General features: G+C 34.2%; 28 protein-coding genes and 2 pseudogenes. 11 read left to right on the forward strand and 19 right to left on the reverse strand.

Annotated features, from left to right (window positions below):
• Positions 1 to 213: 213 nt before the first annotated feature.
• Positions 214 to 1,503 (reverse strand): annotated as a pseudogene (locus AC23L6_RS06145) (Sau3AI family type II restriction endonuclease); the annotation flags it as partial.
• A 188-nt stretch (positions 1,504 to 1,691) separates the two neighbouring features.
• Here AC23L6_RS06145 and AC23L6_RS06150 point away from each other — a divergent pair.
• Both AC23L6_RS06150 and AC23L6_RS06155 read left to right on the forward strand, forming a co-directional pair.
• Positions 1,692 to 1,961 carry a helix-turn-helix domain-containing protein gene (locus AC23L6_RS06150; RefSeq protein WP_487561593.1) on the forward strand — a complete coding sequence of 90 codons (270 nt, stop codon included), beginning with the start codon at positions 1,692 to 1,694 and terminating at the stop codon, positions 1,959 to 1,961.
• Positions 1,961 to 2,431, forward strand: a complete 471-nt coding sequence (locus tag AC23L6_RS06155) for a hypothetical protein (RefSeq protein ID WP_487561592.1) — start codon at positions 1,961 to 1,963, stop codon at positions 2,429 to 2,431. Before AC23L6_RS06150 ends, AC23L6_RS06155 begins: the two co-directional genes overlap by 1 nt.
• Here the strand turns inward: AC23L6_RS06155 and AC23L6_RS06160 are convergent.
• The 3 genes and pseudogenes from AC23L6_RS06160 to AC23L6_RS06170 all read right to left on the reverse strand — a co-directional run bounded on the left by AC23L6_RS06160 (position 2,421) and on the right by AC23L6_RS06170 (position 3,489).
• Positions 2,421 to 2,657, reverse strand: a complete 237-nt coding sequence (locus tag AC23L6_RS06160) for a hypothetical protein (RefSeq protein ID WP_487561591.1) — start codon at positions 2,655 to 2,657, stop codon at positions 2,421 to 2,423. The two genes, AC23L6_RS06155 and AC23L6_RS06160, sit on opposite strands and share 11 nt — an antisense overlap.
• Positions 2,658 to 2,759: 102 nt before the next feature.
• Positions 2,760 to 3,191, reverse strand: a pseudogene (gene dcm, locus AC23L6_RS06165) (DNA (cytosine-5-)-methyltransferase); the annotation flags it as partial.
• Positions 3,181 to 3,489: a helix-turn-helix domain-containing protein gene (locus AC23L6_RS06170; RefSeq protein ID WP_395655831.1), complete on the reverse strand. Its 309-nt coding sequence runs from the start codon at positions 3,487 to 3,489 to the stop codon at positions 3,181 to 3,183. The gene AC23L6_RS06170 and the pseudogene dcm, both read right to left, overlap by 11 nt.
• A gap of 845 nt (positions 3,490 to 4,334) precedes the next feature.
• On the opposite strand from AC23L6_RS06170, the gene AC23L6_RS06175 reads away from it, so the two are divergent.
• The 3 genes from AC23L6_RS06175 to AC23L6_RS06185 all read left to right on the forward strand — a co-directional run bounded on the left by AC23L6_RS06175 (position 4,335) and on the right by AC23L6_RS06185 (position 6,212).
• Positions 4,335 to 4,823 (forward strand): YdeI/OmpD-associated family protein, encoded by a 489-nt coding sequence (locus AC23L6_RS06175; protein ID WP_487561590.1) that lies wholly within the window; start codon positions 4,335 to 4,337, stop codon positions 4,821 to 4,823.
• 93 nt (positions 4,824 to 4,916) lie between these two features.
• Positions 4,917 to 5,270 (forward strand): iron chaperone, encoded by a 354-nt coding sequence (locus AC23L6_RS06180; RefSeq protein ID WP_487561589.1) that lies wholly within the window; start codon positions 4,917 to 4,919, stop codon positions 5,268 to 5,270.
• A 6-nt stretch (positions 5,271 to 5,276) separates the two neighbouring features.
• Positions 5,277 to 6,212, forward strand: a complete 936-nt coding sequence (locus tag AC23L6_RS06185) for a TolB-like translocation protein (protein WP_487561588.1) — start codon at positions 5,277 to 5,279, stop codon at positions 6,210 to 6,212.
• A 57-nt stretch (positions 6,213 to 6,269) separates the two neighbouring features.
• Here the strand turns inward: AC23L6_RS06185 and AC23L6_RS06190 are convergent, their stop codons facing one another.
• The 9 genes from AC23L6_RS06190 to AC23L6_RS06230 all read right to left on the reverse strand — a co-directional run bounded on the left by AC23L6_RS06190 (position 6,270) and on the right by AC23L6_RS06230 (position 11,957).
• A complete protein-coding gene (locus AC23L6_RS06190; protein WP_487561587.1) occupies positions 6,270 to 6,665 on the reverse strand; it encodes a hypothetical protein in 396 nt (131 codons plus the stop codon).
• A gap of 136 nt (positions 6,666 to 6,801) precedes the next feature.
• Positions 6,802 to 7,572, reverse strand: coding sequence for a TerC family protein (locus tag AC23L6_RS06195; protein WP_487561586.1), 771 nt, complete (start codon positions 7,570 to 7,572; stop codon positions 6,802 to 6,804).
• Positions 7,573 to 7,622: 50 nt separating this feature from the next.
• Entirely contained in the window at positions 7,623 to 7,997 is a 375-nt protein-coding gene (locus AC23L6_RS06200; protein ID WP_487561585.1) for a DNA topoisomerase IV, read from the reverse strand.
• The gene (locus AC23L6_RS06205) at positions 7,994 to 8,572 is read right to left on the reverse strand and encodes a DUF1572 domain-containing protein (RefSeq protein WP_487561584.1); all 579 of its coding nucleotides are present in this window, start codon (positions 8,570 to 8,572) and stop codon (positions 7,994 to 7,996) included. The genes AC23L6_RS06200 and AC23L6_RS06205 overlap by 4 nt, the downstream gene beginning before the upstream one ends.
• A 2-nt stretch (positions 8,573 to 8,574) precedes the next feature.
• Positions 8,575 to 9,147 carry a pentapeptide repeat-containing protein gene (locus AC23L6_RS06210; RefSeq protein WP_487561583.1) on the reverse strand — a complete coding sequence of 191 codons (573 nt, stop codon included), beginning with the start codon at positions 9,145 to 9,147 and terminating at the stop codon, positions 8,575 to 8,577.
• On the reverse strand, positions 9,147 to 9,368 hold the full coding sequence (locus AC23L6_RS06215; protein ID WP_487561582.1) for a DUF6095 family protein: 222 nt from the start codon (positions 9,366 to 9,368) through the stop codon (positions 9,147 to 9,149). The genes AC23L6_RS06210 and AC23L6_RS06215 overlap by 1 nt, the downstream gene beginning before the upstream one ends.
• Positions 9,369 to 9,644: 276 nt before the next feature.
• The gene (gene murQ, locus AC23L6_RS06220) at positions 9,645 to 10,460 is read right to left on the reverse strand and encodes an N-acetylmuramic acid 6-phosphate etherase (protein WP_487561581.1); all 816 of its coding nucleotides are present in this window, start codon (positions 10,458 to 10,460) and stop codon (positions 9,645 to 9,647) included.
• A gap of 64 nt (positions 10,461 to 10,524) precedes the next feature.
• Positions 10,525 to 11,193 carry a ZIP family metal transporter gene (locus AC23L6_RS06225; protein WP_487561580.1) on the reverse strand — a complete coding sequence of 223 codons (669 nt, stop codon included), beginning with the start codon at positions 11,191 to 11,193 and terminating at the stop codon, positions 10,525 to 10,527.
• A complete protein-coding gene (locus tag AC23L6_RS06230; protein WP_487561579.1) occupies positions 11,193 to 11,957 on the reverse strand; it encodes a class I SAM-dependent methyltransferase in 765 nt (254 codons plus the stop codon). Before AC23L6_RS06230 ends, AC23L6_RS06225 begins: the two co-directional genes overlap by 1 nt.
• 139 nt (positions 11,958 to 12,096) lie before the next feature.
• Between AC23L6_RS06230 and AC23L6_RS06235 the strand changes: the two genes are divergently transcribed.
• Both AC23L6_RS06235 and AC23L6_RS06240 read left to right on the forward strand, forming a co-directional pair.
• On the forward strand, positions 12,097 to 13,263 hold the full coding sequence (locus AC23L6_RS06235) for a THUMP domain-containing class I SAM-dependent RNA methyltransferase (protein ID WP_487561578.1): 1,167 nt from the start codon (positions 12,097 to 12,099) through the stop codon (positions 13,261 to 13,263).
• 20 nt (positions 13,264 to 13,283) lie between these two features.
• Positions 13,284 to 13,520: a hypothetical protein gene (locus tag AC23L6_RS06240; RefSeq protein ID WP_487561577.1), complete on the forward strand. Its 237-nt coding sequence runs from the start codon at positions 13,284 to 13,286 to the stop codon at positions 13,518 to 13,520.
• On the opposite strand, the gene AC23L6_RS06245 is transcribed toward AC23L6_RS06240, so the two are convergent.
• Genes AC23L6_RS06245 through rlmD form a run of 3 tightly spaced genes read right to left on the reverse strand, consistent with a single transcriptional unit; the run spans position 13,521 to position 16,186 of the window.
• Positions 13,521 to 14,261, reverse strand: coding sequence for a DUF6048 family protein (locus AC23L6_RS06245; RefSeq protein ID WP_487561576.1), 741 nt, complete (start codon positions 14,259 to 14,261; stop codon positions 13,521 to 13,523).
• Positions 14,233 to 14,757: a DUF6452 family protein gene (locus AC23L6_RS06250; protein ID WP_487561575.1), complete on the reverse strand. Its 525-nt coding sequence runs from the start codon at positions 14,755 to 14,757 to the stop codon at positions 14,233 to 14,235. The genes AC23L6_RS06245 and AC23L6_RS06250 overlap by 29 nt, the downstream gene beginning before the upstream one ends.
• Positions 14,758 to 14,770: 13 nt before the next feature.
• Positions 14,771 to 16,186, reverse strand: a complete 1,416-nt coding sequence (rlmD, locus tag AC23L6_RS06255) for a 23S rRNA (uracil(1939)-C(5))-methyltransferase RlmD (protein WP_487561574.1) — start codon at positions 16,184 to 16,186, stop codon at positions 14,771 to 14,773.
• Positions 16,187 to 16,291: 105 nt separating this feature from the next.
• Between rlmD and AC23L6_RS06260 the strand changes: the two genes are divergently transcribed.
• Entirely contained in the window at positions 16,292 to 17,407 is a 1,116-nt protein-coding gene (locus AC23L6_RS06260; protein ID WP_487561573.1) for a sensor histidine kinase, read from the forward strand.
• On the opposite strand, the gene AC23L6_RS06265 is transcribed toward AC23L6_RS06260, so the two are convergent.
• Positions 17,382 to 17,804, reverse strand: coding sequence for an FKBP-type peptidyl-prolyl cis-trans isomerase (locus tag AC23L6_RS06265; RefSeq protein WP_487561572.1), 423 nt, complete (start codon positions 17,802 to 17,804; stop codon positions 17,382 to 17,384). The genes AC23L6_RS06260 and AC23L6_RS06265 overlap by 26 nt on opposite strands.
• Positions 17,805 to 17,974: 170 nt before the next feature.
• The gene (locus tag AC23L6_RS06270; RefSeq protein WP_487561571.1) at positions 17,975 to 18,565 is read right to left on the reverse strand and encodes a hypothetical protein; all 591 of its coding nucleotides are present in this window, start codon (positions 18,563 to 18,565) and stop codon (positions 17,975 to 17,977) included.
• A 159-nt stretch (positions 18,566 to 18,724) separates the two neighbouring features.
• On the opposite strand from AC23L6_RS06270, the gene AC23L6_RS06275 reads away from it, so the two are divergent.
• A complete protein-coding gene (locus tag AC23L6_RS06275) occupies positions 18,725 to 19,591 on the forward strand; it encodes a winged helix-turn-helix domain-containing protein (RefSeq protein ID WP_487561570.1) in 867 nt (288 codons plus the stop codon).
• 150 nt (positions 19,592 to 19,741) lie between these two features.
• Here AC23L6_RS06275 and AC23L6_RS06280 read toward each other — a convergent pair whose 3' ends face one another.
• Positions 19,742 to 20,257 carry a hypothetical protein gene (locus AC23L6_RS06280; protein WP_487561569.1) on the reverse strand — a complete coding sequence of 172 codons (516 nt, stop codon included), beginning with the start codon at positions 20,255 to 20,257 and terminating at the stop codon, positions 19,742 to 19,744.
• A 265-nt stretch (positions 20,258 to 20,522) separates the two neighbouring features.
• Here AC23L6_RS06280 and AC23L6_RS06285 point away from each other — a divergent pair, with 265 nt between their 5' ends.
• Positions 20,523 to 21,371 carry an NAD(P)H-hydrate dehydratase gene (locus AC23L6_RS06285; protein WP_487561568.1) on the forward strand — a complete coding sequence of 283 codons (849 nt, stop codon included), beginning with the start codon at positions 20,523 to 20,525 and terminating at the stop codon, positions 21,369 to 21,371.
• A 91-nt stretch (positions 21,372 to 21,462) separates the two neighbouring features.
• Positions 21,463 to 22,254 carry a hypothetical protein gene (locus tag AC23L6_RS06290; protein WP_487561567.1) on the forward strand — a complete coding sequence of 264 codons (792 nt, stop codon included), beginning with the start codon at positions 21,463 to 21,465 and terminating at the stop codon, positions 22,252 to 22,254.
• The last annotated feature ends 16 nt before the right edge of the window (positions 22,255 to 22,270 follow it).

A 22,270-nucleotide genomic window follows, 5' to 3' on the forward strand; every position in this document is an offset into this window, starting at 1 on the left:
TTGCAACGGTAAACAGAGGAACACCTTATGTAGAAATGAGTAAATTTTGTGCTTAAAAATTTGGATTTGATCTTGGACGTTCCCACGCTTGGCGTCAGTTGCGAACTTCGGAACCGATTATTTTCTGTTAAAGATAATATTTCTTGCGAAACGTAAACGTGAACTTACTACAAAATTCGCAATTGCGCCAAACGTGTGTTGTGTGAAGTGCCATTATTTCAGATAAATTTCATTTTTAACATAAGTATTATTTAGCCAAAAACAATGTTTAGTATATTCATTCTGTTTTGTTACTTTATCTTTTTTTGGTAATTCATAAGTGTCAGTAGCATCTTTAGCGTGAGGACGAACGTGAGAAATAGAACTAAACTTTTTGCTAGGAAAATTCGTGAAACGAATTTCCTTGCCTTTTTTATTAGTTTTTATTTCTTTTACAATTTCTCCTTTAGCAACAATTTGCTTTGTTTTTGTCCAAACTTTTTCAACTTCGATTAAGTCTAAATATGGCATATTCCAAAATTTAACCTTTCTTAAAACAAGCTTTTCGTTTTCAAATTGGAAAAAGACAAAAAGGAATTTATGTTCCAAAATATCTTTAAAATCAGAGTTTTCCCAATCTTCACTTACAATTTCTTCATATTTGAAATTAGGAAACGAAATATCTTCTTTTGGTAAATTATTTTCTTTTAAGCGAACAGTTTTTACTAATATTTCAGCTTTCTCAAACTCTTCAATTTCTTTATCAAGTTCAATTCCAAGAATTGCTTTTGTCAAATTTGCGTAAAAACTTTTTGCTTTTGTGTTAATTTTTATGTTCAAAATTTTCACAATTTCCTCTTCAGTTTTTCCGTAAAAAGGTTTGAATTTAGAAATTACAATATCTTCAATAGTTTGCTTTTTAGCAACTTGAACGTTTGGAATTAATTTTCCATAAGTTTCTGTACTTTCATTTGCAATTGATGCAATGATATGATTTACATAGCTTTGCTTAAAAGAATATGCTCTTTGTTTTGCAGGAATTTCAGAAAAAGGTTGTTTTCTAACAGATAAAGCGTTTGCACCTTTAGTACAAGCACCAAGATAAAAAGTGTCGCCTTCCGAAAGTTCGTGAGCTTTTCCGTTTGCAATTTTCTCATTAATTGTTTGCCAATCCTTTTTAATTATTTCCAAGTCTGTTGATGGAAAACTCCATTCATCGACAAGTTTTATCAAATAATCCAAAATGTCAAAACCTGCATTATGAAGATAGAAAATTAAAAGAATGCTTGCATTCTTTTTAAAGAAATCACTATTTTCAAAATTCTGATTGACAACATTAACGTAGTTAATGATGTTTAAAACCAATCGCTCTTTAGAGCGAAATTCGTCATTTTTTAGTTGCTTTAATGGTGAGGATTTTAATTCCATTCCAATTTGTGCAAAATCTGCTTCAGAATTAGAATTAGGCTCATAACCAAAATAAAACTTTTCCAAAACTTGCCCAAAGTTTCCTTTTCCCGAATATGAATGCTTTAGTTTTTTTGGCGTTCCCTAAAGGTCGGGCTTTCCGTTCCAATCTTTTTTGGCAGAAAAAGCCAAAAAAGGATTTCCTCTTCAATCCCTAACGCAAATAATATTAATCGAGATAAGCATCTTTTTAATGATACATATTGTCGGTTGATCAAAACATACAATATGTATAGTTTTGTTTTATGATAAACGAATTTTTATTAAAAGAATTTGGAGATAGAATTAAGCAATTAAGACTTCAAAAAAACATAAGCCAAGAAAAATTATCTTTTTTAACTGGTTTCCATCGAACTTATATTGGAATGATTGAAAGAGGCGAAAGAAATATCTCAATTTCAAATATGGCAGTTTTTGCCAAAGTTTTTGAATTAAATATTTCAGAATTAATTGATTTGAAAATTGTAAATCCTAATCATAGTTATAAGAATTATGAAATAAAATCTGATAAATAATGTCAAGAAAACACTCGTTTGTTATAACAGTTTCTAATAATGTAACTGAAAAAGAAGGTGTTAATTTTTTGATAGAAAATTACACAGGTTTTTTTAAAATAGATTTAACTACAAAAAAAGAATTATTAGATTTATTAAAAATCGAACATCGATATTTACAAGCATTTGATTTAATTTATGTTCCTGAAATGGTTGGAAAGATTGCTGATGCTAAATTTATTCAAACTTTTTTAGAAGATATAATTCTTGTTGAATTAAAAACTACAAAAAAATATTTGCCTGAAAATCCCAAAGGTTTCTTTTTTGGAGCAACAGAAAATGAATTTAATTTTGGTAAAATTCTTGGTTCAAGATTTAGATTTTGTTTTGTTAGTTTAAATGAAAAAGGTTCTTCTTATGCATTTCTAACTTTAGAAGAATTAGAAGAAAGAATTAAAAACAGAAGAATTCAATATCAAATTAATTTATAAATTCTTCAATTTTATAGTTTGAACCTACAAATTCTGAAAGTAATTCGGATTCAGTGTAGCAATATTCTTTTGTAAACTCAATTTTTTGATTAATATCGAAATAGTAGTATTTGTCTTTTCGTTTATAAATTAACCAAGTTGATTTTAAAACACCATTCTGTTTTTCAATTTGCATACCGATTGAATTACTTTTTTGTAAATTTTCAATTATAAGTTGAATGTTCATATTTATCACGGTTTTGCGTTAGGGATTGAAGAGGAAATCCTTTTGTTTTTTTCTTAAAAAAACAAAAGATTGGAACGGAAAGCCCGACCTTTAGGTAACGCCCAAATTATCTACATTTTCTAAAAATAGATATTTTGGTTTGTTTTCTTTTTCACTTAATATTTTGTGAATTGACCACCACAAAACTCCTTTTTTTCCGATTAATCCTTTTGAGTTTTTCAAAGTTGTTGCTACAGAATAATCTTGGCAAGGAAAACCTCCAACCAATAAATCGTGATCTGGAATTTCAGAAATTTCTACACTTGAAATATCGTTATTTGAATGTTTTGAATTTTTCCAACGGCTTTCATAAACCATTGAAGCGTGTTGAACTTTGGTTGATGGTTCCCATTGATTGCTCCAAACTACTTCGTATGGACTTTCAAAATCTTCTTTGTAATTTGATGATGCGGATTTATTGTTCCAACCTTCTAAACCAAGTCTGAAACCTCCGACACCTGCAAATAATTCTACAACTTTTATTTTATTTTCCATCGTGAATAGTTTTTAAGTAAATTGCTTTTTCTTCTGCTACTTTTAGAACTTCTCCGATATTTTCTTCATAAAGAATTGTATTTGCAATTTGATCGCTTAACCAACTTGTAATCAATTTATTTTTGTCTAAATCGTAAAATTCAGCAAATTTTTCAACTTGTTCTTTTGATGGTTTTCTTTCTCCACGTTCAAATTTACTTACAATAGCTTGATCAATGTCAAGTGCAGAAGCAACTTGTCGTAATATTAAGCCTTTGCTTTCTCTTTTGTTTTTAATAATATCTCCAAATGTTTCCATAAGACAAAATTTGTTTTGACAAAAATAGTCAAATTAATTTTAGAAACAATTTTTTTAAGAAATATTTTCTTAAGTGCAGTTTTTTCAGCGTCTCGCAAGGCATTTCACACAATGGGGCGCGCGCTTGACGAAGTCGCTTGATTTCTTCAAGCGTCGAGTTAGCGGAAGGGCGCGCCCCATTAGCGTAAAGGCGCACAGCACCTTTACGCTAACTAGTTTATATAAGCATAAAATCGACTACTTTTATACCTATTTGGCATGTTATGCGCAAGTTTTGGCTAATTTTCTTGCGACAATATTTAGTCTTGTTTTAGCGTAATGTTCTCAAATATACTATTTTTTCTCAATTCCTCAAAAGCACTTAATTACAACTAGCCATTACCCATCAACCACTAACAAAGAGGTGCTGAATAAAGCCTGAAACTATTGTATATCCAATAAAATCAAGCATTTTCGCGTTTTTTTCAGTAAAAAAAGATTGCTGCCAGGATGCTCCCCCAAGCTTTCGGGGAGCACCCCAGAACTCTCGGGGTCAATCCCCAAGCCTTCGGGCTGTACCCCAGAACTCTCGGGTTCAATCCCCAAACTCTCGGGCTGTACCCCGTAACTCTTGGGTTCAATCCCCAAGTTCTCGGGGAGTATCCCCAAGCTTTTGGGGTGAATACCCAAACTCTTGGTATCAATACCCAAACCCTTGGTATGAATACCCAAACTCATGGTAAGAATACCTAAACCATGGGTAGACAGCACTATCCTATACTTTCTTTTGTATATTTGAATGGTGATTAGGAGCGCAAAATGGTTTACAAACAAATCGTTTGGTCTCGTTAATGGATGTTTTGGCAATGAAAAAACCTTTAGTACAAGACGAATTTTTGTTACAAAAAATGCCAGGCAAAGGCGGTTGGACTTTTGTTTTGTTATCTGGTATTGTCATCGATAGCAAGAAACCCTCACTTTGGACCAATGTTACAGGAACTATTGACCACCATCCATTTGAAGGGCTTAGTTTGGCAAAAACGGCAAACGGAAATTACTTTTTTCCTATTAAGGCAGCCATTCGAAAACAAATCCAAAAACAGGCTGGCGATTATGTGCATCTTGTTCTTTATGAAGACCACTCGCTATTTACCATTCCTGAGGAACTTTTAGATTGTCTCAAAATAGAGCCAGAAGCCCATCAAAAGTTTCTGCAATTGAAGGAAAACCATCAAAAGGAATTTGTACATTGGATTTATGCCGCCAAACGAGAGGAAACCAAAGCGCAACGCATCAATAGCACTATTGATAAGGTGTTGAGAGGAGAAAGAGTACATCTGAAAATAGAAGAATAGGGAAAACAAGACATTATAGTACCAATGACACTCAATCCCCAAATACGATAGCATTTGTAATTAGTATGTCGATTTTTTTAAAACAATGAGGCTATGGATACAAAAGAAGCAACAGTAGAAGAATACATTTCGCGTTTTCCTAAAGAGGTTCAGGATAGGCTGCGGTTAATTCGTAATGTCATTAAAGAAAATGCTCCTGATGCCATGGAAACAATCTCTTATGGAATGCCAGGATACAAGTTGAATAAAAAGCCGTTGGTGTATTTTGCAGGCTATGCTAAGCACATTGGCTTGTATGCTACACCATCTGGGCATGAACACTTAAAACAAGAATTATCGGTGTACAAACAAGGAAAAGGGTCGGTACAGTTTCCTTTAGACCAGCCTTTGCCTGTAGATTTAATTGCTAAAATAGTACGATTTAGAGTGTTAGAAAACACAAAATAATTTCAAATGAAACAAGTTATTAGATTGCTTATCGCCTTGGCGTTTGCCCATGCATCCTTGGGTCAGCATGCGCCAAAAGTGGAACTTGCCCATGAAAAGTTTAGTCATTTTCTGAACCTTAGAGATTTCTGTATTTCAAAAAACAATGATGAAATCTATTTTACAGCTCAAAGTCCGTCGCAGGAAATTTCACAAATTTTATACATGAAAAAAGTAAAAGGCAAGTGGTCTGAACCTGAATTGATGCCCTTTTCAAATGTGTATTCTGATTTGGAACCCTTTCTGTCCTATGATCAAAATACGCTATATTTTGCTTCTAATAGACCAACAACAGCAGCGTCAGAATCAAAAAAAGATTTTGATATTTGGTTTGTTAACCGACAGAATAAAAATGTCGATTGGTCTAAGCCTCAAAATATGGGCGCGCCCGTTAATTCTGAAAACAATGAATTTTATCCCTCACTTTCTAAGAATAACAACCTCTATTTTACTTCAGATGCCACGACGGCTACAACCAAGGACGATATCTATTTTTGCACTTATGAAAATGGTAGGTATCAATCACCCAAGCCATTAGGTGCGACTATCAATAGCACTGGATATGAGTTTAACGCTTTTATTTCTCCAAATGAAGATTTTCTATTATTCACCAAGTACAACAGTGAAGATGGTTTAGGGAGCGGGGATTTGTACATTAGTTACAGCGATAAACAAGGGAATTGGGGTGCGGCTAAAAATCTGGGAATACCTGTTAATACTAAATTTATGGAGTATTGCCCTTTTTATGATGAAACTAACGAGACCTTGTATTTTACAAGTAGGAGAGACAATTTAGTAGCTAAAAAATTCAACAATGTTACCGACTTTAATCACTATATCTCAGGAAGCGAAAACGGATTGAGTAAGATTTATGCGATTAGGTTAAAGTTGCCAACACCGTAAAAAAATAAAAAACCACGAGTGGCGACTACTCGTGGTTTTTGACCAAAATTATATAATTCACTTCATTTTTCCATTCACGACTGCTACAACAGCTCCCACAACAGAAGCAATAACTATTGAAGCAATTACGTCTATTGCCAGTAGTTTTACATCGATGATTTCTTTGTACATATTATAAAAGAAATTATTCGATAAGGCTAAAAATAGTGCTATTCCTGCAGCCATTTTAATGCCAGGCACGCATTTAGAAACGCCATCACCATGCGAAAAAACATAAGCGATTAAAAAACCAAATGTCATGCAACCCAAGAAAATAAAAGTCAGATTTTCAGCACCCGCACCCTCAGGTTTAGGAAAAGTGTCTTTGAGTAGCATACCGTACACAAGCCATCCCATTAAGAAATCGACTAGACCACCTACAATACCAGAAACTAAAAAGTTTTTTACATTCATAGTTTAATAATTTAATTGGTTAATGTGTTAAAATTATTAAATTATTGAGAATGTGTTAATTATTTAAAATTATAGTTATTAACTTTTTAATAAACATGTTTTTTATTGCTATTTTGATAAAAATAGACAACTGGTTTTACTTCTTTCTTGACATTTTCATGTTCAAAACTTCCACCAAAAGAGAAAAGGAAATGGCAAAATACAAATAGCCTTTAGGCACTACATCTACATGATTGCCAAAGAAGGAAGCTTGAGCCAAATGAGCACTTTCAGTGACTAGCATAAAGCCAATTAGGATTAGAAAGGACAATCCTAAAATTTGTATAGAAGGATGTTTGTTGACAAATGTACCTACAGGAACTGCAAATTGCATCATGATTAATACCGAAACAATAACAGCGGTAATCATTATATATAAGGCACCTTCAACGCCATTAGTCATACCAACGGCAGTTAAAATACTATCAAAAGAGAAAACCAAATCGATTAAAATAATCTGAAAAATAACATTGCTAAATGATTTGGTTGCAGCATGTTTTATTTCTTTTTCTTCTTCGCCTTTTTGATCTACTTTTTCATGAATTTCTTTGGTGCTTTTGTAGATTAAAAAAATACCTCCTAGTAATAATATAATACTTTGTCCTGATACCTGCGCTGTGAGCCAATCTAGGTTGATACTAAACCAAGGTTCTTTCATGGCTATTAAAACGCTAATACCTAGAAGAAGTGCTATACGCATAAACATAGCGAGGAACATTCCGATTTTGGTTGCTTTTTTGCGTTTTTCTTCAGGTAGTTTCCCTGTAGCGATTGAAATAAAGATGATGTTGTCTATACCTAAAACAATTTCTAAAAAAGTTAAGGTTAAAAGGGCAATCCAAGCATTCGGGTTTAAAAAAACTTCCATTTGATTCAGGTACTAGGTTTTTAATTTTTAAAAGTGTGTTTTGAAATGAGTTAGAGTTTATAGGCTATCCCTTTTTGTTTTTCAGGACTTCCTACCACTCCAAATTCAAAGGTATAGGAATTTTTTGAGGTAGTCAAAATTTTAATATCAATGGCTTTCTTCTCAGCCATACTTTTGGGATTTACTTTTTGTAGCACGTATTCACAATCGTTAATCCAACGAATAGTAGCCGTATCTGTTTTTCCTTCATAGGTTTCAATTACAATAGAATCGGTCCGTATGGAGATGGTTTGTTTCTTTATTCCATTGATGGTGATTTCAGATTTAAATTTCCCTGTTTTAAAATCGCTGCAATTCTTTTCTGCTTGGTAACAAGAGACGAGTACGAATAGAAAGGGTAGTAGGAGTGCTTTTTTTAAGTTCATTTTTTTAATCGCTTTAGTTCTTCATCAGTAAAATTCCGAATGCCTTTTTCTTGCGCAAATTTTGTGGCATTATAGCTGTTGGATTTATTTTTGGGTATCGATAAACTTTCCCACTCATTGTTTTTTAATTGTTTCGCATAAAAAACAATTTGTCCAATATGATAGGGGTAATGTGCCAACTGTCTATTGATGGCTTCTACAACAGTATGTCCTTCGTTTCGTATGTAAATAATTGTTGAAAGTTGCTCCGGTTGAAGTGCATCAAGAGCATCCAGAAAGCATTTCCAACCTTTATTCCATAAAGCCAATACTTCTTCTTTAGATTGTAAATCATTTTCAAATTCACCATCGCGATTGCGCCATTCTTTTTCACCATCGGTGGTTAAAAAATCTGTCCAGCGCGAAAGCATGTTACCAGATAAATGCTTCACAATTGTAGCAATGCTATTGGTATCCTCATTTACAGCAACAAAAAGTTGTTCTGGTTGTAGTTGTTCCATTGCCTTTTCGCCCAGTGTTTTGTAATATACAAATTGCTTTTTGACGCTTTCTAAATAGTGTTTGTTGATTTCCATAACTATTCAATTTTAATATCGTATTTGTTCAAAAGTCCTAGAATTCCTTGAGTTGAAAATTGTGCTTTTTTCATGGGATTGAATTCAGGGTCAATCGTATAATTGTAAGCCGTTCTAAAATCGGCAGCCGCCAATTGAGTATCATTAAAAATGGCATTCATCAAATTACAATTCTCAAAAACAACATTCGAAAGTTGTGAACCAATAAATGAAACTTCTTTCAAGGAACAAGAATTGAACTTGGTTTTCGGCATTTTTTTATTGGCAAACGATGAATAATCTAAGGTACATTCTTGAAAATCAACATGGAATAAAAAATCGTCACAGCTATGAAATTGAATTCCCAATAATTTGCAATTGGTAAACTCTACTGTTTTTAGACCCGTTTTTATCAATTGAATCATTGACAGATTACAATTTATAAATTCACAATCTGTAAATGTGTTGTTTGAAAAATCACTGCTAGAGAAATCACAGTTTTTAAAAATACAACCGTCAAATTCTCGATGGTTGATTTTTGTATCGATTAGGATAACTTTTTCAAAGGTTTTATGAATGTGAATGAGGTCTTCCATTAGTTATCAAATAAACTACTCATTATAATTTTTAGCCCCATGAACATCAAGTAAACTGCTCCAAAACAAGCTAGGATTCCTATGGCTAAAACCAAATAATGCCAAACGTTTTGTTTGTTAATGAATGCATTATAAATTACAGATGGACCAATAAACAGTAGGGGTAGAGCCCATGCTAAATAACGAACTCCTTTAGAGAGTACTTTGCGGTTTGTTGCCATTTTTAGATAACTTAGATTTGTAATATAAGGCAAAAATAAAATTTGCTAACGTATGAAATAATAGTATAAAGATAAACAAAAATACCTTTTTCAGACCAAGCTGATCGTACTCAAAAAAAGTAATGTTGGAGAAAAGAACAAGGTAGAAGTAGACCAAAAAAACAAGAAGATGAACACCAAAATACCGAAAGTTTCCTTTCCACTTTCGGAGAAGATAAACGCTAATTATCCATAAAATAGGGATGCTAGCGGCTATGCCATACAAAATAAATTCTCTCATGATGCGTTGAAACTATCAACAGCCTTTCTCACACTTCCGAATTTTTTTAATAGAGCCGAACCTTCTTCATAGGTAACAGGAATTTCACTCATAATCATTTTCACGCCTCGGTCAACTAATTTGTTGTTGCTCAGTTGCATATCAACCATTTTATTCCCTTTCACTTTACCCAATTGAATCATTGTGGCTGTCGAAATCATATTCAGTACCAATTTTTGTGCTGTGCCCGCTTTCATTCGAGAACTACCTGTTACAAATTCAGGTCCTACGACTACAACTACAGGAAATTTAGCTGTCAAGGCTAATGGACTACCTTCGTTACAAGTGATGCAACCTGTACTAATGTTTTTTTTATGGCAAGCTTCCAATCCGCCTATTACGTATGGAGTAGTACCAGAGGCCGCGATACCAATCACCACATCATTTTCGTTGATATCATGTTCAGATAAATCTTCCCAAGCTTGAGTGGCATTGTCTTCTGCATTTTCTACCGCCCTGCGAATCGCTTTATCACCACCGGCAATGATTCCGTTTACTAAATCGAATGGAACACCAAAGGTTGGCGGACATTCGGAAGCATCAACAATTCCCAAGCGGCCAGAAGTCCCAGCACCAATGTAGAACAATCGGCCTCCCAATTTCATTTTAGCTACGATTTCAGTAACAAGAGTTTCAATTTGAGGTAAGGCTTTTTCAACAGCTAATGGAACGGTTTTGTCTTCTCTATTGATATTGGATAACAATTCCTGCACCGACATTTTTTCTAAATGTTCGTATTTGGAGGATTGTTCAGTGGTTTTGGTGAAAGTCATTTTGTGAGTTGCATGGATTTAGTGGTTCAAAGTTATAAAGTTTTCTTTGTATGATTGCTTTCAATTACATAAAATACGCCAACCCAATTCCCAAAATAATCATCGAAACCTTGGCAATGTTGAATTTGTGTCCTTCGCTACTTTCAAAAATAATGGTGGACGATATGTGAAACAAAATCCCAATGACTACGGCAGTAATCTCCGTGTAATATACATTCAGAATTTGAAGGTGATTGGCTAACAATGTTCCAAGAGGAGTCATGATTGCAAAAACAAGCATAAAGAAGAAAATCGCTTTTTTATTCAATTGGGCATTGATAAAAAAAGTAGTCAAGATAATTGCAATTGGCAAATGATGTACGGCAATTCCTAAAGCTAATCCTTTGTGATGGCTCACAGGAAGTCCTTCTAAAAGCGCATGAATACAAAGACTAATGAATAGAAGCCAAGGAATGTGAGTTAGGGTATCATGACCGTGAACATGACCGTGTTCGGCTCCTTTAGAGAAAAATTCTAAAACAATTTGGAATAAAATTCCCAGCATAATGAATATCCCAATAGTACTATTGTGGCTTTCATACACTTCAGGTAATAAATGAATCACGGTTAGTGACAACAAGAATGAACCGCTAAAAGCCAATAGCAACTTGAGATTGCTCTTTTTTTTTGGCTTTAGTATCAAGGCAATTCCATATCCAAGAAGTACTGAAAGTAAGGGTAAAATATAATTCATTATTTGAAAAATAGAATTAGGCGTTCACTGTCGGTTTTATGGAATTTTTTCAATTTATAATCCCCAAAAACTTCAAGAAGATAAATTCTAGCTTCGGTCATTAATGCTTCAAAATCGGGAAGGGTTAGGGCACGTACTTTTTCTACAAAGTGATATTTTTCTCCTTGGTCTTCAAAATCAATTTCTTTGAAGATATGATCGTCAATATAATATCGCTTGATGTGAAAATCGATTCCATCGATTGTTTTCGTTTCTTCAGGAACCAAATTAGTAATGACCTGATTTACGTTCATAAAATCGATGACACCAAAACCATGCTCAGTAAGACTTTCTTTCATGGCTTTTAATGTTTTTAAATTATCTTCATCATTTTCAAAATAGCCAAAACTAGTAAACAAATTAAAGATAGCGTCAAATTTCTCTTCAAATGGTTCTCTCATATCATGCACCTTAAAGTGCAAGGTGTCATTGCTGTTTTTGCTGGCAATAGCGATACTATTTTCAGATAAATCAGCTCCAATAACATCAAAACCCAATTGGTTCAAATAAATGGAATGCCTGCCTTTACCACAAGCTAAATCAAGAACTTTTGCTTTTTCGGGCAAATTCAAATAATGGGTTAAATTATCCATGAAAATTTGAGCTTCACGATAATTTCTGTCTTTGTATAAAATATGATAATAAGGGGTATCAAACCAAGAAGCGAACCAGTTTTCAGATTTACAATCTGTTTTTTGGGATTTGAGATTTCTAATTTCTGACATTAATTCTTTGACATTAATTCTGAACGTGCAAATTTAATGTATTTTTGTCGATGTATTTCAATTTCTCAATTGGAAATACTACTTTTTAATGAATTGTAAAAATTGTAAATGTCTGTTGTAATTGACATTTTTATCAAGAATGGAAGATAATTTTAAAATGATTGCCAAAACCTTCTATGGTTTTGAAGAGATATTAGCCAAAGAGTTGCAAACACTTGGAGCACAAAATGTAGAACAAGGGGTGCGAATGGTAAGTTTTAAAGGTGACAAAGGGTTTATGTACAAAGCGAATTTGTCTTTGCGCACCGCTCTCAAAATTCTAAAACCAATTTATTCGTTTAGAGCCAATACTGTTCAGGCATTGTACAAAGGAATTTCAGGAGTAAATTGGTCTAAATATATGAATGCCAACCAAACTTTTGTTATTGATACTACGGTACACTCGGAGTATTTCAATCATTCAGAGTTTGTTTCACAAAAGTGTAAGGATGCTATCGTGGATCAATTTAGAGAACGAACGGGCTCAAGACCTAGTATAGACAAGGCTTTTCCTGATTTACGAATCAATATTCATATTGACAAAGATCAAGTATCTGTGGCTTTAGACACTTCAGGGAATGCTCTAAATCAAAGAGGATATCGCACGGCTACTAATATTGCACCTATCAATGAAGTGTTGGCGGCAGGAATTTTGTTGTTGTCAGGTTGGGAAGGACAAGGGCATTTTTTAGACCCTATGTGTGGTTCTGGAACGTTCCTTGCCGAAGCAGCCATGATTGCCTGTAACATCCCAGCAAATATCAATAGAAGAGAGTTTGCTTTTGAAAAATGGAACGATTGGGACAACGAATTGTTTGACCAAATTATGAATAGCTTATTGAAAAAAGTAACAGAGTTTCGCTATTCTATAAAAGGTTATGATAAAGCTCCAAGTGCTGTGCTGAAGGCGAAAGCCAACATTAAAAATGCCAATTTAGAAGAGTACATTACCATTGAAGAGCAAAACTTTTTTGATACTGAAAAGGAGACTGAAGGGAAGTTGCACATGGTTTTCAATCCGCCCTATGACGAACGTTTGGACATTCATATGGAGGCATTTTATAAAAATATTGGAGATACATTAAAGAAAAATTATCCAGGAACAGACGCTTGGTTCATCACCGCCAATCTTGATGCATTGAAATTTGTTGGATTAAAACCTTCCAGAAAAATTAAACTTTTCAACGGAAGTTTAGAAGCTCGACTAGTAAAATATGAGATGTATGAAGGAAGCAAGAGAACAAAGTTCAATCCAACTAATGGTTAAATTACCGAAACAGTAGCATTATGACTAAATTACAATTACGCGCTTTTATATTCAATCTGCTTTCATTTGTTGTATTGTTTGTAGGTTTCCGCATTCTGGTGGAAAAATATACCAATCTAACAGGAATATGGATTTCCTTGACCGCTTTTGTGATAGGAACTATTTTAGCTCCAAAATTCCAAGCAGTGAAAACCAAAGACGGAGAAAAACTGTTTATGAAATGGTTGTTTATAAAAGGAATTAGAGAAATAGAATAGTTAGTTCTTTTTATTCTCTTTTTTTATTGGAGCAGTTTCAATTTTTTTCTTGTAAAGTGGGAAAAAATAGGAAAGGGTGTAATTAAAACCTGCACCAAAATTTCCATCATAGGTTCTATTAAAACCCGGAATATAGAGGTTGTCAAACGTATTGGGCTTCTTATTCGAGATGAGATGATTGGCTCTAAAACTAAATCCTACATAAAAGTTATTCAACACTTTGGCATTAATACCTACCACAACTTCTGCCCATTGTGCAGACAATCCGCTGAATTTTTCACCTGATGCAATAACAGGAGTATCTGGAAAATAGGGATGCGCATTATAAATTTTATAACTGTTTAAAGTTTGGCTAAAAGTACTTACTCCATATCGCAAACCGATATAAATAAGATTCTCCATATCGAGCCAGTTGTCATAAATATTGTAATTAAAACCCGCTTTGAAATAGCTTCCTTTAGTAGTAAAATTCAATTGGTCGTCGTTGACAGTTTTGTTTTCATTTCCTAATTCGCCTGCCAAATAATACTTTTTTGAAAAACGGTAATCACCCACAACTTCCAATCCTTTATAATTATCTTCATAAAAAGAACGGGCAATTTTAGACAAGTCAACCCCAACACGCAATCCATATCGATTAGTTTTCACTGGAATACTATCTGTTTTTTTTGCCTGTGCCTGCATCAAAAATGACGACAACACCAAGCAAATACTAAAAATATATTTTGATGTGTGTCTCATTTTCGTTTTCTATGTTATAATTCTCAATGGTTAGAAATTTAATCCAGTTGCCTGTAGTTGCAGTTGGGTCATTGTTCAAGATATAAGGATTAGACAAACTAATATCATTATTCAAGTCGAAAATAGTTTTATAGCCACATGCTCTAGATACAAAAACCGTTTTTCGGGAATAATTAAACTCTAAAAAATCAGTAAAAATTAGAGCTGGATTGCTGTTTTTTGAATTTAAAGTAAAACTGTATTTGGTGACATCTTTGGTCAGTTGCAGCGGTACCTGAATTTTGCTTTCGGATGGGAATAAAATTCCAGTACTCATTCCGTCACCAATAATGGCTAAATCGGTTACGTTTTTTGTTTTTGTTGGGTCTTGAATATCATAAAAATCAATAATCAATCGTGGAGTTGTTGGCGTATTTGGGTCACAAATATCATCTTTCTCACAACTAGAAAATAATTGGACAGAAACAACGAGAAGTAGTACAAGTATTTTTTTCATAAAATCTAAAAGACTATTTTCTTTTTTCCAAAAGTACAACATTTTCTACATGATGTGTTTGCGGAAACATATCAACAGGTCTTACTCGTGTAACTTTATATTTCTCATCCATCAGTGCTAAATCACGAGCCTGTGTTGCCGAGTTACAACTTACATACACAATCTTTTCGGGAGCAATTTTCAGGATTTGATCCACAACATCTTTGTGCATTCCGTCTCTTGGAGGGTCGGTAATGATAACATCGGGTTGACCGTGTTGTGCTATGAAATTTTCATTGAACACCACTTTCATATCTCCAACAAAGAACTCACAGTTAGTTATCGCATTGCGTTGTGCATTTGCTTTAGCATCTATAATAGCCTCGGGAACACTTTCAACACCAATAACTTTTTTTGCTTTTTTGGATACAAATTGAGCAATAGTTCCCGTTCCAGTATACAAATCATAAACAATTTCATTTCCAGTTAATCCAGCAAATTCTCTTGTTATTTTGTACAATTCATAAGCTTGAGCTGAATTGGTTTGATAAAAAGATTTGGCATTAATGCTAAATTGTAAGCCTTCCATTTCTTCAAGAATGTAATCACGCCCTTTAAACAATTCGATTTTTTGGTCATAAATGGTATCGTTGGGTTTTCCGTTAATGACATATTGAAGTGATGTAATTTCTGGAAAGCGATTCGCTAGAAAGTTCAACAACAATTCTCTTTTGGATTTGTCTTCTTTAAAAAATTGAATCAAGACCATGATTTCACCAGTTGAAACAGTTCGAATCATTAAAGTTCTTAGGAATCCTTCATGTGCTTTCGGATTAAAAAATTCTAAATTATTCTCATTAGCAAAAGTTCTAATTTCATTTCGAATAGCATTAGACGGATCTTCTTGCAAATGACATTTTTTTATGTCCAATATTTTATCCCACATTTTAGGAATATGAAACCCTAGCGCATTTCGATTGCCCAAATCTTCGGTGCTATCAATTTCCTTTTCGGTGAGCCAACGCGCATTAGAAAATCCAAATTCCATTTTGTTTCGGTAAAAGAACTGTTTTTCAGAACCTAAAATAGGTTCAAAGTCAGGAAGTTCAACTTTACCAATGCGTTGCAAATGGTTTTTTACTTCATTTTGTTTGTAGTACAGCTGCTGACTGTATTTCATGTTTTGCCATTTACAGCCTCCACAAACACCAAAATGTTCGCAAATAGGCTCTGTTCGGTGTTCTGAAAATTCATGAAAACGAATGGCTTTACCTTCATAATAGGCTTTACGTTTTTTAAACGTTTGTACATCTACTATGTCGCCAGGAACGACATTAGGAATGAAGATTACTTTTCCGTCGGGTGCTTTTGCTACCGAAACGCCTTTTGCGCCAGCATCAAGGACTTTTATATGATTGAAAACAATTTTGTCTGTATTTTTCTTTGCCATGGCGCAAAAATAAGGGTTTGGATGGTTTTATAAATCCAAAAGAGAAATTATTTGTAAAAATATTTATTTGTTAGTCCAATTACTGTTAAAAATAGTTTTGAAAACATGAAAATTAAATTTGGAACTTACTTACATTTACAAAAACAACTAAATAAAACTTTTATGAATTTATATCGTAAATTGTCCAAAGTCAGTTTTCTTTCATCCAATTATGCCTACAAATTTCTTTTCGTTGCTTTTATTGGAATTCACATTCCTTTGATAGGTTTGCTTTTTATTATTCTGTTTGGAAAACAACCTTCATTTTCATCCATTTCTATAGCCCTGTTTACTTTATTCTTGACTTTACTGGCAACGGGAATTACATTGTATGTTTTAAAAAAATTGATTAAGCCTATCGAACTGGCATCGAGGGCTCTAGACAATTACAGAAGCAGCAGAACCGTAATCGAACTGCCTATTGGTTACAAGGACGAAGCGGGTTTGCTATTGACCAACATTCATAAAACGATTAATGAAAATGAAAAGTATATTGGCGAGAAACAAGATTTAGTTTACCTGCTTTCACATGATTTACGAACTTTTGCAGGCAATTCGCAATCTTTATCGCAACTTATTTTAGATGAAAAACCCTCAGATACGGTTAGAGAATATGCTTCATTAATTTATCAATCTACAAGCCAACAATTTGAGTTTATAGAAACTTTTATAAACCTGATAAAAGATGAGGATGAAATTTCAAAAAAAGAGCAGCAAGTAAAAAATGTTCAGTTGCTAGCTGTTCTTGATACCGTATCCAAACAAGTTTCGCAAAAATTAGTTGTAAAAAATATTGAGCTCAAAACGGATTTACAAATACAAGAAGCTAAGATTCTAATTAGTGAAGAATTATTAATTCGTGTTTTGGTCAATTTGATTGATAATGCGATTAAATTTTCATTTCCTCAAAGCGAAATTAAAGTCAGAACCTATTCTGAAAATAAAAAGTTGATTGTGATTGTTTCAGATTCTGGTTTGGGTTTTAATCCCGAGTATACGAATGAAATTTTTAAGAAATTCACCAACAGAAGTAAACCCGGAACTGCCAATGAACCATCAACAGGAATTGGCTTGTATCTCTGCAAACGCATCGTGGAAAAATACAACGGAACCTTATCAGCATCTAGTGAGGGAGCCAATAAAGGTGCCACGTTTTCTATTGTTTTTGAGTTGGCTGAATAGATTCCCTCTCAATTCGGTCTAATCTTATTTTGATGACTAAGGTTGAATCGGGTGAAACATTATTTGGATAACTTTTTCGTTTCACTAGATAATGGGGAGCGATTAGTTCTCGAACTTCTCCAATTTGCATTCCTCTTAATCCTTTGTCTACTGCTTCCGTAGCTTGATTTCCACCAATTAAAACCTTTACCGCTGTGGTGGAATTATAGTTTGAATACAAAACAGTGCCATTCCTATAACTTGTAGTTTCGTATATAAAAACTTGATCTCCTGCCTTTGCTTTTATTCCAGTTCCCTTTTCCAATATGCGATAGTGTAATCCAGATTTTGTAGAAACAATTTTATTAGAACAGCTTGTAACTATTATGATGAAAAAGATTATAGCTATTGATTTCATGGTAATTTATTGATTTAGTTTTTTCCGAGCATTTTCATCTAATAAATAGGCTGCATTCTATCAAATACAAACGAATTTTCAAAACTTGTGGCAAAATTTTCAAACTAAAAAAAATGCCACAATTGTTGTGGCAAAAAAATCATTTTGAAAATTTTGCCACAGGTAGTTCCTTAGCAACGGTCTTTGCTGCTAGCTGGTCGTTTGTATACTATTTTACTATCTCGTTCTACATAGTCGCCTGATAGTATTGGATAGGCATACTTGGGCGCTTGCGATATGCTGTGGCTTTTTATACTTATTTTGTCGTTCACTTTCAGGTTACGCAATTGCTGAAATTCATTCGGTTTTTCTGGTCCAAAACTAAGAATATAATCTGCACCATTAATACGTACCATTAAACCGAAACCTAATCTTGAGCCTGGTGGAAGCGAAAGAGAAGTGACCACTCCCTCCATAGTGGTATATTCCCGAATGGATTTACTTATTTTAACGGCACTAGCATGCACTTTTTGACCTGCGGGTGAGGCTTCCCATTTTTTGTATGCTATTCCATCAGGGCTAGCTTCCCATTTTTTCAATGCTACTTTACTTTCAGCCTCCGTGAGAGGTCCTTGGATTGACTTTTTAGAAGTTGTATTTTTAAGTTCATGAGTGGCACCCGAGCCAGAGGCTAGAGGAGCGAAGCTACCCGATGGCTTTAGCCCGAACTGACCGAAGGTAAATACTAGTCCGCTTACCACAACCAGAGGTAAGATGAACACATAGATGATTTTTTTCATATTTTTTATTTTTGAAGATATGGGACAAAGCTATTTACTCTGCATCCAAACCTGACGAAAAAGGTGTAAAAGAAATGTAAAAAAAGTATAAATTTTTAGTAAATCGCTGCTTGATGTGCGATAAAAAAATACTTTTGAAGAATGAAACAAAAATACCTATTCTCTATACTCGCTCTATTATTGGCTTTGTTTGTTGCTTTATTGTATGCAGATATTCAGCAGCAGTCGGCTCATGAGTATCCTAAAAACGAGATACTATTGCGAAAAATAGGAGATGAGGTACTCAAGAATTCCCATGATTCGACTTCAAAAGTCCTGCCGATACAAAAAATAACCGCTAGCGAATTTCATATTGCGTTTGAAAAGCAATTGGCCATTATACCCGATACACTTGTTGCCATTGTGCAACGCAATCTCAACCAAAGCAGTTTTTCAAAGGATTATGCAGTGCAAGTTTTATCCTGTTCAACCCAAAAAGTAGTCTATGGGTTTGTACATTCCGCACAAACCAAAGAAACGGTAATTCCTTGTTTGGGTCGCAAATTGCCTGTGGGTTGCTACACTATAGCCTTGCAATTTATCCCGCAAGAAACTATTTTATCAAGGTACAAAACAATGCTCATTAGCAGTATCGTGTTGGTGCTTTTGGTTTTGCTTTTCCGAATAGGATACATCAAGAAAACGAAAACTGTACCCGAGAGCACAACTGGAGAAACCCTTCAAATCGGGAAATACATTTTTCACTACGAACAACATTATGTAGATTATGAGGGTATTAAAATTCCGTTAACGGTGAAAGAATCGAAGTTACTGTACATTTTTTTTAGTTCACCTAATGTCATCATCGACCGCAACGAACTGCAAAAAGAAGTCTGGGAAAATGAGGGTGTCATCGTCACCCGAAGCCTAGACATGTTTATCTCCAAACTGCGCAAGAAATTGGATAAAGATTCCTCTGTGCGTATTGTGAATAGTCATGGTGTGGGGTATAAGTTGGAGGTGGTTTAGGCTGGGGGATTGTTTAGCTTACAAAATAGTTTGGGTTTTAATGATGATGGTAGCAAGTAACTGAATATAATAGTCTAATGAAGTCGTGAAATAAACGAAAAATCTACGAAAACTAGTTATGAGATTTAGCATTTTGTTAGCAAACTGTTTTTATCCCTTTTTAATCACAAACTCATAGATTAAAATTAAGCCTCCAACTATTCCGACAATCCATGATAATTTTTCTAATATCGATGTCTTTTGTTTATTTACACTTTTATCATTTTGAATTATGGGTCTATGAATTTTACTTTTTGAAGTTTGAATACCATGATTGTTTCCACCGATATAATTTTCTGCAATAATTGTAGTTTTAGTTCTTTCTAATTCTCTTTTTTCAATAAAATCTAAATACTTGAAATGACCTCCTTTTGATTTCACTAAAATTCCTTTTTCAGTCAATTCAAACCATTCTGTCTCTTTTGATATATATTTAAAATATCCAAGTTTAACACCTAAGTTTACAATCCCATCTGTGATGCTAAAATATTCTTCACGTTCTTCTTCAGTTATTGGATTAAGATATTTTTCATGTAAAATGTTCATAGAGCTATTTGGTTCTGAAATTTCAGATTCTGCCAATATAATTTCTAAATATTTGTATAATACATCTTCTTTGATTTTCATGGCTAATTTTTTTAAGGCTATCTAGTAAACTGTTTGCTGACCTTTTCAGTTATATCTCCCTTATTTTCGTATATAAGACTGATAAATGGCAATGTCTATCTTTCCCAAATGTATAAATAAACTTCCAAAACCTGTGACAAAAAATTCATTTTTAAAAAAATGTCACAATAGTAAACTCAACATAGGAAGAATTCTGTGGAGGAAAGTAGTACTCATTTTTCGTACACATTCGTTTAATTTTTGTAACTTTAAACAAAGAAATGTCATGAAAGAGCCTATTCGTAGTACACGTGAAACCATTCTAGCGCTTTACAAACCCATTGCCAAGTGTACCCACAAAGGCATTCAGGGTCACGCCTTGCTTATAGGGGGAAGTTATGGCAAGATGGGTTCGGTATGTTTGTCTAGCAAAGCCGCTATCAAAACAGGTTGTGGCTTAGTGACGGCTTTTATTCCTCAATGCGGTTATGCCATTTTGCAAACTGCTATTCCAGAAGTTATGGTACTCACTGACGACAATGAGACACACATTACTAACATATACTATAATTTTACCCCAAACGCCATAGGGATAGGAGTAGGGATAGGGCAAGATTTGTCCACCCAAAAAGCCTTGCATGATTTTTTATTAGCTAATAAAAGCCCATTGGTTATCGATGCAGATGGTTTGAATATTCTAGCCTTGCACAGTGATTGGTTAAGTCTATTATCACCTAAAACAATACTCACACCCCATCCTAAAGAATTGGAACGACTCATTGGTAGTTGGCATTCCGAGGAAGAAAAGAGACAGAAAACCATCGCTTTTTCTAAAAAGTACAATTTGATTGTAGTTATGAAAGGCGCTCCCACCTATGTTATTCATCACGATAGCATCTATGAAAATACTACAGGAAATCCAGCTCTAGCCACGGCAGGAAGCGGCGATGTGTTAACGGGAATGATTACGAGTCTATTGGCTCAAGGATACCAACCTATTGAAGCTGCACTTTTGGGTGTTTACCTTCATGGACTAACAGCAGATATCGCCTTACCCGAGACAGGCTATCAATCGTTTATCGCTTCGGATATCATCGGGTATATAGGGAGAGCTTTTTTGAGTTTGGAGAAATAATTCTGGCACTAAATTTTAATTTAACACTATTTCAGTAGGGTAAAGAATTCCAATGTTGTTTAATTGTCATAAACCTATAAAAACGTAATTTATGAATCAGTTAAAAAAAGTTCTTGGAATTAGTGCGCTATTGGCTCTATTGACATCATGCTCTAATGATACTAGTAGTGTGAATTCAGACAATGTGATGAAGATTAGTGCTAAGGCAACGTATACTTCCGCAGCCAACAGGCTATCGAGTCCTTCTGCTGCATCTAGCGGTGTGGTACTAACAAGTTTTAAAATTAATATTAAAGAGATTGAATTTAAGCTAGCTGATACTGGAACGGGTGAAGGCGAGGGAGGAGAAGGTATGGACGACCACCAAGATCATCACGGTAAAGGAGATGACAACCATGACGGTATGTACAATGGAGATGATGAAGCACGATTGAATGGTCCTTGGGAACTTGATTTACTGAATCAAACCGCTCCAGTAACCACGGTTACTATTGCCAATGGAACGTATGAAGAGGTAGAATTCAAATTAAATAAAAGTCTAGTGGCCGATTCACCACTTTTCAATAAAACAGTAGAAATTAAAGGAACTATCAATGGTGTACCCTTTGTGTTTTGGCATAATTTTGAACAACAATTTGAAATCGATTACCATGATGCCGCCCAAAACTTAGTAGTGAGTAACAGTTCATTTGATTTAGTATTCAATATTGATTTGAACAAAGTGTTGAGTGCTGTTGATTTAAGTACCGCAGTAGATGGAAATTCAAATGGGCTTATCGAAATAGGTCCAGATGATACCGATGGGAATAATGCATTGGCCTTGCAATTGAATACTCACATGGCACATTCAACAGAAATGGAAGATCACAATCACCATCATTAATTGACAAAAAAGGTTA

It is taken from the genome of Flavobacterium sp. R1_16, from assembly GCF_057652095.1.

Coding starts and splice junctions, on each gene's coding strand:
- AC23L6_RS06150 (WP_487561593.1), top strand. CDS start 1,692: ATGATAAACGAATTTTTATTAAAAGAATTTGGAGATAGAATTAAGCAA.
- AC23L6_RS06155 (WP_487561592.1), top strand. CDS start 1,961: ATGTCAAGAAAACACTCGTTTGTTATAACAGTTTCTAATAATGTAACT.
- AC23L6_RS06160 (WP_487561591.1), bottom strand. CDS start 2,657: ATGAACATTCAACTTATAATTGAAAATTTACAAAAAAGTAATTCAATC.
- AC23L6_RS06170 (WP_395655831.1), bottom strand. CDS start 3,489: ATGGAAACATTTGGAGATATTATTAAAAACAAAAGAGAAAGCAAAGGC.
- AC23L6_RS06175 (WP_487561590.1), top strand. CDS start 4,335: ATGAAAAAACCTTTAGTACAAGACGAATTTTTGTTACAAAAAATGCCA.
- AC23L6_RS06180 (WP_487561589.1), top strand. CDS start 4,917: ATGGATACAAAAGAAGCAACAGTAGAAGAATACATTTCGCGTTTTCCT.
- AC23L6_RS06185 (WP_487561588.1), top strand. CDS start 5,277: ATGAAACAAGTTATTAGATTGCTTATCGCCTTGGCGTTTGCCCATGCA.
- AC23L6_RS06190 (WP_487561587.1), bottom strand. CDS start 6,665: ATGAATGTAAAAAACTTTTTAGTTTCTGGTATTGTAGGTGGTCTAGTC.
- AC23L6_RS06195 (WP_487561586.1), bottom strand. CDS start 7,572: ATGGAAGTTTTTTTAAACCCGAATGCTTGGATTGCCCTTTTAACCTTA.
- AC23L6_RS06200 (WP_487561585.1), bottom strand. CDS start 7,997: ATGAACTTAAAAAAAGCACTCCTACTACCCTTTCTATTCGTACTCGTC.
- AC23L6_RS06205 (WP_487561584.1), bottom strand. CDS start 8,572: ATGGAAATCAACAAACACTATTTAGAAAGCGTCAAAAAGCAATTTGTA.
- AC23L6_RS06210 (WP_487561583.1), bottom strand. CDS start 9,147: ATGGAAGACCTCATTCACATTCATAAAACCTTTGAAAAAGTTATCCTA.
- AC23L6_RS06215 (WP_487561582.1), bottom strand. CDS start 9,368: ATGGCAACAAACCGCAAAGTACTCTCTAAAGGAGTTCGTTATTTAGCA.
- murQ (WP_487561581.1), bottom strand. CDS start 10,460: ATGACTTTCACCAAAACCACTGAACAATCCTCCAAATACGAACATTTA.
- AC23L6_RS06225 (WP_487561580.1), bottom strand. CDS start 11,193: ATGAATTATATTTTACCCTTACTTTCAGTACTTCTTGGATATGGAATT.
- AC23L6_RS06230 (WP_487561579.1), bottom strand. CDS start 11,957: ATGTCAGAAATTAGAAATCTCAAATCCCAAAAAACAGATTGTAAATCT.
- AC23L6_RS06235 (WP_487561578.1), top strand. CDS start 12,097: ATGGAAGATAATTTTAAAATGATTGCCAAAACCTTCTATGGTTTTGAA.
- AC23L6_RS06240 (WP_487561577.1), top strand. CDS start 13,284: ATGACTAAATTACAATTACGCGCTTTTATATTCAATCTGCTTTCATTT.
- AC23L6_RS06245 (WP_487561576.1), bottom strand. CDS start 14,261: ATGAGACACACATCAAAATATATTTTTAGTATTTGCTTGGTGTTGTCG.
- AC23L6_RS06250 (WP_487561575.1), bottom strand. CDS start 14,757: ATGAAAAAAATACTTGTACTACTTCTCGTTGTTTCTGTCCAATTATTT.
- rlmD (WP_487561574.1), bottom strand. CDS start 16,186: ATGGCAAAGAAAAATACAGACAAAATTGTTTTCAATCATATAAAAGTC.
- AC23L6_RS06260 (WP_487561573.1), top strand. CDS start 16,292: ATGAAAATTAAATTTGGAACTTACTTACATTTACAAAAACAACTAAAT.
- AC23L6_RS06265 (WP_487561572.1), bottom strand. CDS start 17,804: ATGAAATCAATAGCTATAATCTTTTTCATCATAATAGTTACAAGCTGT.
- AC23L6_RS06275 (WP_487561570.1), top strand. CDS start 18,725: ATGAAACAAAAATACCTATTCTCTATACTCGCTCTATTATTGGCTTTG.
- AC23L6_RS06280 (WP_487561569.1), bottom strand. CDS start 20,257: ATGAAAATCAAAGAAGATGTATTATACAAATATTTAGAAATTATATTG.
- AC23L6_RS06285 (WP_487561568.1), top strand. CDS start 20,523: ATGAAAGAGCCTATTCGTAGTACACGTGAAACCATTCTAGCGCTTTAC.
- AC23L6_RS06290 (WP_487561567.1), top strand. CDS start 21,463: ATGAATCAGTTAAAAAAAGTTCTTGGAATTAGTGCGCTATTGGCTCTA.